Annotated in this window: 8 protein-coding genes, 1 tRNA gene and 1 pseudogene; 6 read left to right on the top strand and 4 right to left on the bottom strand. The window is 56.9% G+C overall.

Annotated elements, in window-relative coordinates:
* Positions 1-23 precede the first annotated feature (23 nt).
* Positions 24-1,817, bottom strand: a complete 1,794-nt coding sequence (gene ggt, locus ACR0LD_RS00420; RefSeq protein ID WP_480635225.1) for a gamma-glutamyltransferase — start codon at positions 1,815-1,817, stop codon at positions 24-26.
* 138 nt (positions 1,818-1,955) lie between these two features.
* Positions 1,956-2,942 carry a 2-hydroxyacid dehydrogenase gene (locus tag ACR0LD_RS00415; RefSeq protein ID WP_170337463.1) on the bottom strand — a complete coding sequence of 329 codons (987 nt, stop codon included), beginning with the start codon at positions 2,940-2,942 and terminating at the stop codon, positions 1,956-1,958.
* Positions 2,943-3,124: 182 nt separating this feature from the next.
* Between ACR0LD_RS00415 and ACR0LD_RS00410 the strand changes: the two genes are divergently transcribed.
* Positions 3,125-3,598 (top strand): SH3 domain-containing protein, encoded by a 474-nt coding sequence (locus ACR0LD_RS00410; protein WP_260066315.1) that lies wholly within the window; start codon positions 3,125-3,127, stop codon positions 3,596-3,598.
* An 8-nt stretch (positions 3,599-3,606) separates the two neighbouring features.
* Here ACR0LD_RS00410 and ACR0LD_RS00405 read toward each other — a convergent pair whose 3' ends face one another.
* Positions 3,607-4,515 carry a haloalkane dehalogenase gene (locus ACR0LD_RS00405; RefSeq protein ID WP_480635223.1) on the bottom strand — a complete coding sequence of 303 codons (909 nt, stop codon included), beginning with the start codon at positions 4,513-4,515 and terminating at the stop codon, positions 3,607-3,609.
* A gap of 89 nt (positions 4,516-4,604) precedes the next feature.
* Here ACR0LD_RS00405 and ACR0LD_RS00400 point away from each other — a divergent pair, with 89 nt between their 5' ends.
* Together ACR0LD_RS00400 and ACR0LD_RS00395 are read left to right on the top strand one after the other, a co-directional pair.
* Positions 4,605-5,594: an NADPH:quinone reductase gene (locus ACR0LD_RS00400; protein ID WP_480635221.1), complete on the top strand. Its 990-nt coding sequence runs from the start codon at positions 4,605-4,607 to the stop codon at positions 5,592-5,594.
* 91 nt (positions 5,595-5,685) lie between these two features.
* Positions 5,686-5,760 (top strand) — tRNA-Gln (locus tag ACR0LD_RS00395).
* A 164-nt stretch (positions 5,761-5,924) separates the two neighbouring features.
* On the opposite strand, the pseudogene ACR0LD_RS00390 reads toward ACR0LD_RS00395, so the two are convergent.
* Positions 5,925-6,113 (bottom strand): annotated as a pseudogene (locus tag ACR0LD_RS00390) (DUF6538 domain-containing protein); the annotation flags it as partial.
* Positions 6,114-6,942: 829 nt separating this feature from the next.
* Here ACR0LD_RS00390 and ACR0LD_RS00385 point away from each other — a divergent pair.
* Genes ACR0LD_RS00385 through ACR0LD_RS00375 form a run of 3 tightly spaced genes read left to right on the top strand, consistent with a single transcriptional unit; the run spans position 6,943 to position 12,323 of the window.
* The gene (locus tag ACR0LD_RS00385) at positions 6,943-8,451 is read left to right on the top strand and encodes an ATP-binding protein (RefSeq protein ID WP_480635220.1); all 1,509 of its coding nucleotides are present in this window, start codon (positions 6,943-6,945) and stop codon (positions 8,449-8,451) included.
* A gap of 12 nt (positions 8,452-8,463) precedes the next feature.
* Positions 8,464-11,319 carry a Z1 domain-containing protein gene (locus ACR0LD_RS00380; protein ID WP_480635218.1) on the top strand — a complete coding sequence of 952 codons (2,856 nt, stop codon included), beginning with the start codon at positions 8,464-8,466 and terminating at the stop codon, positions 11,317-11,319.
* On the top strand, positions 11,316-12,323 hold the full coding sequence (locus ACR0LD_RS00375; protein ID WP_480635216.1) for a PD-(D/E)XK motif protein: 1,008 nt from the start codon (positions 11,316-11,318) through the stop codon (positions 12,321-12,323). Before ACR0LD_RS00380 ends, ACR0LD_RS00375 begins: the two co-directional genes overlap by 4 nt.
* The last annotated feature ends 1 nt before the right edge of the window (position 12,324 follow it).

Genomic DNA, 12,324 nt, shown 5'->3' with positions numbered 1-12,324 from the left:
AATACCCATACGCTCCGACGTGATCACTCGCCCAGTGCGATCCCTTCTCGACGGGGATCGGCTCCGCCGTGCAGACCGTCGCGGATTTCGATGGCATGAAGGCCCGAGGTCAGATCCCGCGCGTTCACTTCAAAGCCCAGCTCGCCCAACATGTCCGCAAAGACTTCGGCGCTTGTGCCGACCTCGACATCATAGGTCCCGAAACGGTTCACCAGATGAGGAAGGGCGACCGCCTGCTGGACGTCCATACCCCAGTCCGCCCAGGCAATGATAGACTTTGCGACATAACCGATGATCCGGCTGCCACCCGGAGACCCGATCGCCAGAATCGGAGACCCGTCTTGCATGACAATCGTCGGACTCATTGAGGAACGGGGGCGTTTGCCCGGTTCGATCCGGTTGGCAATCGGAACCCCGTCCCTGTGGGTCCGGAAGGAAAAGTCGGTCAGTTCGTTGTTCAGCAGAAAGCCGTTGGTCATCAGACGCGAACCAAAACCGTTCTCGATTGTCGTGGTCATCGAAAGCACGTTTCCATAGGCGTCCACGATCGAAATATGGGACGTCGACGGCAGTTCGATCGAAGCATCGTCGGCCCAGTTCAGCGCGTGGTCAAACTCAGGATTTCCCGGCGCAACCTCGGTCAATGCCCCAGCGTCATTCAGCAACGCGGCACGCTCGGCCAGATAGGCCGGATCGATCAGGCCCTGCGTCGGCATCGGAATGAAATCACTGTCGGCCATGTAGCGACCGCGATCCGCGAAGGCCAGGCGCGAGGCATCGCCGATCAGCCGCCACGCTTCGGCGCTTTCGGGACCCATCCCCGCCAAATCGTAATTGTCGAGAATGCCAAGGATCTGCCCAACCGTCAGCGCGCCCGAGGACGGCGGACCCATCCCGCAGACCTCATAGCTGCGATAGGTGGCACAGATCGGCTCGCGCTCAATCACCTGATACAACGCCAGATCAACTCCGGACAGAACCCCCGGGTTACCCGGAGCGTTTCGGACAGTCCGCACGATGTCAGCCGCGATCTCTCCTCCATAAAAGCCCGCAGCCCCTTCGGACGCCAGAACGCGCAGGGTTTCGGCATAGTCTGGGTTGGTGAGGCGCTGACCCTGGGCCAGCGGCTCGCCGCCCGGCAGGAAGTAGTTGGCCGTGTCCGGGAAGCGTGCCAGACGTTCAGCGTCGGCCTGAATCAAGCCCGCCAGCCGGGGTGAAACGACAAACCCCTCGTCGGCCAATCGGATACCATCCTCGAACAGACCGGGCCAGGGGCTACGCCCCCAGCGCCGATGGGCTTCCTCCAACAATGCAGGCGTGCCGGGTGTCCCGACCGAAAGCCCGCCAACAACCGCGTCGAAGAATTTGAGCGGCTCGCCGTTTTCGTCTTGAAACAGGGTCGGGCTTGCCTCTCTCGGCGCGGTTTCTCGCCCATCCAAGGTGGTCAGGCGTCCGCTGGCCGCGTCGTACCAGACCAGAAAGGCACCCCCGCCCAAACCCGAGGACTGCGGTTCGACCAGGCCCAAGACAACCTGAACGGCGACCATTGCATCCGCTGCCGTTCCACCGGCAGCCAGAATCTTGGCACCCGCCTCGACGGCAAGCGGGTTGGCCGCCGCAACCATCCAGGTTTTAGCTTTGACGGGCACACCGTCGGCCTTGGCCTTCAGCGCGGCGATCACCTCGTCGGTCAAGGCCTGAACCTGGCCGTCGGATGCACCCTCGGGCGCGACCTCATCGGCGGTTTGCTGGGCAAACACTGGGCTCGCCAGGGTCAGCGCGCAGGCCACAACAGTAGGGAACCAATTGGAGCACATAATAAACCTCCTTATCCAAATACTGATTCTGACAGTGCACGGCACCGTACTGCCCCGCAACCATGTGCGGGGACGACCGCCAAAGACGGCAAAGCTCTGCCTTGCAAACAGCAGGAGCCCGTATGCCTTGGCGTGTTCTTACAGCATCGCGGGAACGACCTGATCAGGCGGCCGGTGCCCGTCTTCAAACGTCTTGATATTGATGATGACCTTTTCGCCCATCTCGATGCGACCCTCGAGCGTCGCCGACCCCATATGCGGCAGCAGCACGACATTCGGCAGCTGCCGAAGTCGAGGATTCACGTCGGTGCCGTGCTCGTAGACGTCCAGCCCGGCCCCGGCGATCTCGCCCGCCCGGATCATCCGGGTCAACGCGTTTTCGTCCAACACCTCGCCCCGCGACGTGTTCACGATGACCGCCGTCGGCTTCATCAGCTTAAGACGTCGCGCGTTCATCAGATGAAATGACGACGGCGTTGATGGGCAGTTGATCGAGATCACGTCCATACGCGCCACCATCTGATCGAGACTTTCCCAATAGGTCGCCTCAAGATCCTGTTCTATTTCGGGACGCAACCGGCGACGGTTGTGGTAGTGGACCTGCATTCCGAAGGCCCGGGCGCGGCGCGCGACGGCCTGTCCGATCCGCCCCATACCCAGAATGCCCAGACGCCGGCCTCCTATCCGCCCGCCAAGGAATGCCGTCGGTGCCCAGCCGGTCCAGTCCCCCTTTTGCATAACCGACAGACCCTCGGGAATCCGACGGGTTACGGCAAGGATCAGCGCCATCGTCATGTCGGCGGTATCGTCGGTCAGAACACCCGGCGTGTTCGAGACCAGGATGCCGCGCTGACGGGCCGTCGCGACATCGATATGGTCGACACCGGCGCCATAATTCGCAATCAGCCTCAGCCGCTCTCCGGCTTGGCCCAAAACACCCGCGTCGATCGTGTCCGTGATCGTCGGAACCAGCACATCGGCCTGTTTGACCGCCTCGACCAACTCGTCGCGCGTCATCGGTGTGTCGGTGTCCCGCAAACGGACGTCGAACAACTCGCTCAGACGTGTCTCGACCACTTCGGGCAACCGTCGCGTTACAACAACACTCAGACGTTCTCTTGGCACTTCAGCCCTCCTACCGCTTTGCATTCCGATGCGCGTCATGGCATCGTGGCGCAGGATCAGTCGGGGCACAAGAACCCCATGGGCATCGCTCCAACCTTTTTTGAAACACGGCAGACAGGCAAATCAGCGGGCAGGCAGTGAGTGCTTTCTTGAGGGCGAAACGCCCAGTTCTGGCATTTCTAATCACGCTTCTGTTCCTGACAGGCGCAATCGCGCACGCGCAGGAAAAACGTGGGCAGGTGACGAACCTGCCTTTGCCGCGCTACGTGTCGATGAAGGCGGCCGAGGCGAACGTACGCCGCGGCCCTTCGCTGACCCATCGTGTTGACTGGGTGTTCAAGCGTCGCGGCATGCCACTTCAGGTGACGGCCGAATACGGCAACTGGCGCAAGGTCCAGGATCGCGACGGGGCCGGCGGATGGGTCCACTACGCTTTGTTGTCAGGTGTCCGCACGGTTCTGATTGAATCGGACATGCTGCCGGTCTATGCCAGCCCCGATCCCAAATCCCCTGTCAACGCACATTTCGAGACGGGCGTCGTGGCTCGCTTGGGCACCTGCACGGTGGATTGGTGCCGCATTTCGGCCGGTGGCTATCGCGGCTGGACCCTCAAAAGCAATCTTTGGGGCGTGGAGCCCGACGAAATCCGGGAATGAGACCCCGCTCAGGCCGTCTCGCGGATGAAGGCCAGAACCGATTCCGCAAGTTCCTGGGGCACGTCCTCCTGAAGGAAGTGACCGGCTTTCGGCAGCACAACATGGTTCTGTCCCGCCGCACCAGGACAAAGTTTGTGAAAAACCCCGTCCACCCCGGCCATGATCCTGTCCTCAGCACCAAAAGCCGTCAGGACAGGGGTTTGCAGACCGCAGATAACGTTCCAAGCCTGTCGGTTCGGTTCCGACTCGGGGTCGTCGGGGCGGTCAGGCACCAGCATCGGAAACTGTCGCGCCCCGGCCTTGTAACGATCATCAGGGAACGGCGCATCATAGGCGGCGACCTCGACCTCGGTCAGCTTTGAAACCGTTCCGCCGTAGACGATGCGCCCGGCGCGAAAATCCGGCACCTCCTGGCTGAACTGTCGCCAGGCGGCAAACGCCTCGCCCAAGGGCTGGTCCCCGGTTGGCAAGGCCGTGTTGGCGACAACGACCCGGCCGAACCTGTCTGGCATCTCGGCCCATAGGCGCAACCCGATCAATCCGCCCCAATCCTGACAGACCAGGGTGATGTCCCGCAGATCGAGTTGACGCAGGACCTCACCCATCCAGAAGACATGCCGCGCATAGGTATAGTCGTCGCGGTCGACGGGTTTGTCGGATCTGCCGAAACCCACAAGGTCCGGAGCGATGACCCGGTGACCCGCGGCAGCGACTGGCGGGATCATGTGACGGTACAGATAAGACCAACTGGGCTCGCCGTGCATCATCAGTACTGGAGCTGCCGCGCGCGGCCCCTCGTCCAGATAGTGGACCCGCAACGCGCCGCCTTCAGTATCATCCACCTCAAGGTAGTTGGGTGCGAAATCATAGTCGGGCAGATTTTGGAACCGTTCGTCCGGTGTGCGCAATGCCTTCATACTCTGATCTCCCATGGTTTTTTGACAGGCTAGCATTCCTGGCCCGCGACGATAGGGTGAACGTCACGACGCGACAAACCGGAGCCGCCATGAAAGCCGTCACCTACCAGACATTTGGACCCGCCGCCGATGTTCTGTCCATTCAAGAACTACCGGATACACCCCCGGGCCCGGGCGAAGTGACCGTTGCGCTGGCCTATTCCGGAGTGAACCCTTCGGACGTGAAGGCACGTGCGGGGGCACGGCCCGGGATCACCAAACCGCCTTTCCCGGTGATTGTGCCGCACAGCGACGGATCAGGTGTCATCTCGGCTGTCGGGCCTGGGGTTCCGGACTCGCGGGTGGGTCAAAGGGTCTGGATCTGGAACGGCCAGTGGGGTCGTGCGTTCGGGACGGCCGCAACCCAAATCACCCTGCCCTCGGAACAGGCTGTTCACATGCCCGACACGGTCGCGCTGCAAACCGGTGCCGTCCTCGGCATTCCCGGCCTGACCGCCAGCCACACCGTGTTTTCCGGAGGCCCGGTATCGGGTAAAACCCTGCTTGTTCACGGCGGTGCAGGAACGGTCGGATTCCTTGCCGTCCAGTTGGCCAAATGGGGCGGAGCAAAGGTGATGGCAACAGCCGGTCCACGCAACTTCGAACGTGTGACAAAGGCCGGAGCCGATGCGGTACTGGATTACACGGCGCCCGATTTGCCCACACAGATCCTGGACGCCAATCAAGGGCTTCCGGTCGATCGCATCGTCGATGTGGAGTTTGGCCAAAACGTCGAAACCAACGTTGCAGTTATCGCCGAAAGCGGAAGAATCAATGCGTATGGCTCGGCCCAGAATATGACGCCGTCGCTTCCGTTTTACCCGCTCATGTTCAAATCGGTGACGTTGGAAATGGTTCTGGTGTATCTGCTGCCGACCGATCTGCGCAACGAAGCGGTTGCGAACCTCCACCAAGCGCTGACCGACGGCGCGCTGAAATGCCCGATCCAAAAGGTCTATTCGATGGAAGAATGCGCCGCCGCACACCGCGCGGTCGAGGCCGGAAACCGAACCGGAGCGGTGCTGTTGGAGACCAAATAGATCGCCCGCAAAAAAATTTTCACGGGTTTCGATTTTTTGCGGGAAAGCACTTGAACACCGTCACCAACAATCGTAGATAGCCGCTCACCGTTGGGGTGTAGCCAAGTGGTAAGGCAGCGGTTTTTGGTACCGTGTATCGTAGGTTCGAATCCTACCACCCCAGCCACTGAATCTTTGGAATTTCAGATAGACTGATACGGCTTCTGAGAGCTTTACAGCGTCAGCGCTGGCTTGATCGGTGCATGACATCGAGGACCCAAGCTCGGCGGCAGTTCCCATCCTCAGGAGATGCTTGCACGGTGGGTCTACGTTTTGGATGCGTAGGTGGTACCAGTGTTCATCAAGTTGCTGAGCAGCTCTTTGCGCTCGGGACTTTGCGACCGCCGCTGATCTTGTCCGTAGCGAGAACGATATTTTTCCGGTGGTATAGTGGTGATCGAGGTCTTTCGGGACTCGTCGTGTGAAGTAGAAAACCCCTGCTTTCACAAATGAGAATGGGACGGTTTTGTTCTCCAGCATGTACTTCGCCCTTGGCCAGCTCCAGTTAAAGCTGAAGGGAAACAGTAGCTTACTTGTTGGGAATGGTGCCGGGGGCGGCACCATACTCGTTAAAAAATATTACTACCAACAATGGCTTATTCTAATTTATCTTTGATGAATACCAATAAATATACCAACGGAACCGAACAATGTGTTTTTGGAACCGAACCGAAGGCATATCCACGAGTTCAGGCTGCCTATTGACGCAACTTCCGAAATTCACACCACTTTTTACAAAGACGCTCAAACGCCGCCCTTGCGGCCGCTCGTGCTTGCTCACCGCACACGGGTTGAGGTCCTGTAATCATCGCAGCTTCCATAATTGCCCACGGCAAGGCCTACCTCATCATTCTACCATGGGGATGACCGTCCCTAGGATTTACAGCAGTGGCTCGCATGTCGGCTCTTTCCGCTTCGTCTTAGTGCTCACTGGATAACTAGCATTGTGCAGTCCCGCTCCGCTTACCTTGAACTCTCGAGATAGGATTCGACACGCTGCAGATCGACTAGCGCCGTTTTTGGCTAGTTGATCCGCACGTTGTATCAGCTGCGTCTAAAGTGGGTGTTCGTTCAACGGGATTACTCTTGGAAAGTCGGACTTCTCTGCCGCGCAATAAGGGCGCCCACAGTGGGGGGCTCACTTCAATGCGCGCCCGCAAAGTCCCAACATGTTGGGCAATATTTTGGCCTTGTGACAAAACCGTCCGAGAGGTGCGTTTTCGAACAAGTAAGCGTAGGCGTCCCGCTTTTCGCCTTTAGTTTAGTAACCCCGTGTGGTACTTGAGTTTATAAGATCTGAACGTTCTATTTGTCGGAAATTGTAGAAGAATTGCAAGACTTCGAAGACGCACCGCCACCGGCCGACGCACTAGTAGAATCGCTGCGTGGATTTGGCTACTTTACCGAAACCGCCATTGCCGACATCATTGACAACAGCATTACCGCGCATGCGAAGAACGTGCGAGTGCAAGTCGCGCTTGCCGCGCCCAATCCCTTTATCAGTATTCTGGATGATGGTGACGGCATGGATGAAGAAACCTTGCGCAATGCAATGAGGCTGGGCTCCCAGAATCCACTAGTTGCAAGAGCTGCAACTGATCTTGGGCGCTTTGGATTGGGACTGAAAACTGCCTCCTTTTCGCAAGCGCGAAGCCTGACCGTGGCTTCGAAGAAGAGAGATGGCGAAATCAAAGTTCGTCGCTGGGACCTCGATTTCCTTGCCGAGGCGAAGGGACGTTGGCGGTTGTTGACCAGTGCACCCGACGGTTCTGAGAAGCACCTCGAAAACCTTGAAAACATTGCTAGTGGAACCCTTGTGATCTGGCAGAAACTGGACCGGGTCCGACCACGCCTTGGCAGCACAAGCGATGGGGCAAAGTCCCAACTGATAATGGAGCAGATCGAGCATCACCTGGCTATGGTATTCCATCGCTACCTTGAGGGCGTCCGGCCGCGCATCAGGCTGTTCGTCAATGAAGCCAGCATCAAGCCTTGGGATCCGTTTCTAAGCAACCATGCTGCCTGCCAAAAGAGCCCAGAAGAGAGTATTAATAGTGGTGCAGCTCAAATACGGGTAAAGGGATACGTCCTTCCTAACAAGGACATGTTTGATGACGAGACAGAATATGAACTCGCAGGTGGCAGTGAAGGTTGGGTAACCAATCAGGGGTTCTACATCTATCGTAATGACAGATTGTTGGTCGCTGGCGGTTGGCTTGGCCTCGGAAGGACAAAGCCATGGGTTCGCGACGAAGCTCACAAGCTTGCCCGGATACGCATCGATCTGCCAAATTCGGAAGATGCTGCTTGGCAAATTGATGTCAAAAAGTCGGATGCAAGTCCGCCCGAGATCGTTCGGACGCGACTTAGGGATCTCGCTCTCAACATAAGGCAGCAGGCCCGCTCGGTCTTCGTATTTCGAGGAGAGTACGGCAAGCGGCCTGCAGTGGCGGACCTCGAACGTCCTTGGAAAGCCGTGAGGATCGGCGATCAATCAGCATACCGAATTGAACGGTCACATCCTATCGCGTCTTATGTTCTTAACGAACTGGACGATGACGATCGCTCGATCGCATCGTTCTTCAAATTGCTCGAGAACACGGTGCCAGTTGAAAAGATCTGGATTGATACTGTTGAGCAAGGCGAGCTGCCAGCTACCCCATTTTCCGGGGAGTCGCGCGAGAAAATAAAAGGACTTGCGCGAAACTTGCTAGCCAGCCTGATGCATGGTGGAGGGCTAACTGCAAACGAGGCACGGGCAAAGCTGCGACGCCTTGCTCCTTTTGATCAGCACGTCGACATAATTGATGAAATTTAGATGGGCGGGACGATGACAGACACTATTGCGACGAAGATCCGTGGTCAGGTGATGGGAATTCTCGAGGAAATTAGAAAGACCGAGACCATAACCCGTGAGCGGATCGAACAGGTCGTCGACGCCGTCTGCATGATGTTCCCTAATATCCCCCCCGATCTCGACCGGAATGACTTGCGAGAATCGATAGAAGAACGCATCAGCATTTGGATCGGCGACGCCCAGGAACTGGTAAACAATGAAGACCATGTGGAATGGCTCGCCGCGAGAAAGCCAAAGATAGAGTGGAACTACTGGGATCGGTATCGTACCTTTATTCTTCCGGACATCGGGCTAGACCCGACGACGAAGCTCGATAATGTCACCGACCGTATACTTTCCCATCTTGAGGACCCAACACGGGAAGGCCCGTGGGATCGAAGAGGCCTTGTTGTAGGTCATGTCCAGTCCGGAAAGACAGCAAACTATACTGGTCTGATCTGCAAAGCTGCGGACGCTGGGTACAAGATCATCATAGTTCTCGCCGGCATTCACAAGAACCTGCGCTCGCAGACCCAAATTCGCATAGAGGAAGGATTTCTGGGCTATGACAAAAACCGAAGGCCTGACGAGGGTTTCAAGGCCGTTGGAGTCGGGCTCGTCGATCCGGATCCTCGGCTGAGACCCGATTCCGTAACCAATCGTGCAGACAACGGCGATTTCAACACCAATCGGGCGCAGACCTTCTCCATCAACCCGGGTGGTCGTCCGCTCGTCTTCGTGATCAAGAAACAATACACTGTCCTCCAAAACCTAATCGATTGGGTCAAATGGGCACATACGTCCATTGATCAAGAAACTGGAAGGGAAAGCGTAGCAGGCATTCCTCTGCTCGTGATTGATGACGAAGCGGACCATGCTTCGGTCGATACAAAGGAAGGTGCCTTCGACGAGAACGGCGTACCGGATCCTGAGCATGACCCCTCCAAGATCAATAAGCTCATCCGTCGTCTGCTTACGCTTTTCCAGCAAAAGGGGTATGTTGGATACACTGCAACACCCTTTGCGAACATCTTCATCCACGAACAGGCCGAAACGGCGGAAGAGGGTCCTGACCTATTTCCTAGTAGCTTCATTGTCAGTCTGCCGGCTCCTTCTGACTATTTCGGCCCTGTCAATGTTTTCGGCGGAGAAGAAGAGGAAGACGCCGAGATCGATGCGGCGCAGCATCGCTATGTTCGCGAGATCGAGGATCACGCCGACTCGCTGAGCCTCAATGAAAGATCAGGATGGGTTCCGCCCAAGCACAGGAATGGTTGGGTGCCGCGATACATGGGAGAGCTGAGGCTTCCCCCGTCACTAGTGAGAGCAATTCAGTCTTTCCTCATCGCCACGGCAGTCCGCAGGGCCCGTGGGCAAGAGAACTCACACAACTCGATGCTTGTTCATGTCACGCGTTTCACGAGTGTGCAGAACTTGGTCAAGGAACAGATCGAAGCCGAGGTCCAAGCCGTTAAACGGGAATTCCGCTATGGGGAAGCAGAGGGCGAGCGATCCATACGCCAAGAGCTTGAAGATCTCTTTAACGCAGATTTCCGCCCTAGCCTGAAAACCGAATACAATCCGGGCGGGGAAACTCTCGAGTGGAAGGATATCGAAAAATACGTGCTAAATGCAGTCTCGCAGATCGATGTGAAGGAAATCAACGGGAGTGCTGGAGATATTCTAGACCAGGAGGGACAAGGCTCCGAGCACACTCTGACCATCGCCGTTGGTGGCGACAAGTTGAGCCGGGGCCTAACGCTCAAGGGCCTAACAACTAGCTATTTCCTTCGTGCTTCTCGCATGTACGACACACTGATGCAGATGGGGCGATGGTTTGGTTACCGCAGTGGCTATGAGGATGTCTGCAGGCTTTTCATGACTGCAGATCTGCGCGAATGGTTCGAGAAAATCACCATTGCCTCTGAAGAGCTTCGAGAGGAGTTCGATCATATGGCTGCAGTCCGAGGGACGCCGCGCAACTATGGTCTGCGTGTGCGATCACATCCTGCACTAATGATCACGTCGCGAGTGAAAATGCGCTCCGGAACGCCAATGAAGCTAAGTTTCGCGGGCACAATATCAGAAACGGTAGTCTTCCATTCATCAGAGGAAGTCATCAGATCAAATCTCGCGACAACGGAGACATTCCTTGAGGCAATCGGCGGGCAGTACGAAGCTAATCCAGCCAGAGACCGCCCGGACGGAGGCAAGCACCAGTGGGCGAACTCGTTTTTCTGGGCGAGCGTTGATGTGTCTTACATCCAGGCGTTCCTGAGCGGTTACGCGACGCATGAGGACTCGGTTAAGGCGAACAGCAATTTCCTGCGTCAGTTCATTGAAAAGCAAACCGAGCGCGGAGGCCTTCTGAAATGGGATGTCGCACTCCTGTCGGGCCGCGGACCTACAAAAACGATCGCTGGTTTTGACATTCCAATGGTTCAACGCAAAGTGTTGACACGATCTACCTCAATTCAAGACCAGATCTATGCCCAAAAGTACATCATTGGGCGTCTGGTTTCGCCTCGTGACGAGGCCATAGATCTAGATGCTGCTGACTATGCCGCGGCTCTCGAACAGACGCGTATAACTTGGCATGAAGACGCAGCACGAAACCGGGCGAAAGGCAATATTCCTGATGAACCAAGTGGGATTTCCATCCGAGAAATAAGGTCACAGGGTAAAGGGCTTATGCTGCTTTACCCGCTGGATCCGGACAACGACATCACGAGAGGGAAAATCGACATCCCGATCATGTCGATGGCACTGAGTTTTCCGACTAGTTCTAATGCGACGGCCATCGACTACGTCGTCAACAATGTCTTTGCCCGAACGGAGAATGAGCTGTGACAGGCGACGAAATAGAAAAAATCTGGAAATCCATTGAGGCCGAGGGCGCATCAAGAACAGGCTGGCACGTTCGCAAAATATCGCGTGGATCGCCTCACGACTTGCTCGCTGGGCGGAAGATGCCATCTGGCGCTGTTGGGCTATTGTACGAGCTCGACACAAGTTCCGTACCGGCCGGTACGGAATGGCCCGACGGAAAAGGGTTCCGAACTGACATCGATGTGGTCGAACCAGGACCGAACGGACGGTTGCGTGTGGCGCTCGAACTCTCGGGCGCTCAATACCGGGACGTATTTGCAGCGCTGTGCGGTGACATCTCCGGTGTAGTCAGGGAACAGCCGCCAGGTCGGTTGGGCTTCCGGGCTTTCCTTAGGAGATTGCAGGCATGGCAACGCTTCATGCAGCTGCACACGGACCGAGGTCTGTCCAACGAGCAGATCCGGGGGCTATTCGGAGAAATCACGGTGCTTGAGCAAATTCTGTTTCCCACCGTCGGGGAAGTTGAAGCGACTGCAGCTTGGCAGGGTCGTCATGCACTTCATGACTTCATTCGACTTGGACACGCCTTGGAGGTTAAGAGCAGTACAGCAAGCGCGGATCCAGTGATGAAGGTCTCTCAGCTAGATCAGTTCGACGAAACGACCGTACAAAGCCTCCACGTCTGCTTCGTCCCCCTAAAAGAAGATGGCGCCAACGGAGTGAGTCTGCCCGAGTTGGTTGCCCGTACAAGGGATCGTCTAAAGCCCCATCCCAGCTCGCTTCAGCGTTTCGAGGACCTACTGGTGGCCGCCGGATACCATGACTCGCGCGCAGCGAATTACTCGGAACCATGCCTTAGGGCATTCGAAATACGGCTCTTCCGGGTAGACGGGGCCTTCCCAAGGCTTCGGCGCGATGAGTTGCACACAGGTATTGTGGCTGGAAAGTACTCTGTTTCAGTGGGAGCATGTTCAGAATTTGAGACCGATGCCGTAGCCTTCCAGAGCTTCTTTGCTGGAGATTAAA

Source organism: Ruegeria sp. BF8, from assembly GCF_056538625.1.
This window is presented reverse-complemented; position numbering and strand designations above follow the sequence as displayed.

What these genes read in the sequence shown, in the direction of transcription:
- ACR0LD_RS00380 (WP_480635218.1), top strand. Translation starts at nt 8,464, where the DNA reads ATGACAGACACTATTGCGACGAAGATCCGTGGTCAGGTGATGGGAATT.
- ACR0LD_RS00405 (WP_480635223.1), bottom strand. Translation starts at nt 4,515, where the DNA reads ATGAAGGCATTGCGCACACCGGACGAACGGTTCCAAAATCTGCCCGAC.
- ACR0LD_RS00400 (WP_480635221.1), top strand. Translation starts at nt 4,605, where the DNA reads ATGAAAGCCGTCACCTACCAGACATTTGGACCCGCCGCCGATGTTCTG.
- ggt (WP_480635225.1), bottom strand. Translation starts at nt 1,817, where the DNA reads ATGTGCTCCAATTGGTTCCCTACTGTTGTGGCCTGCGCGCTGACCCTG.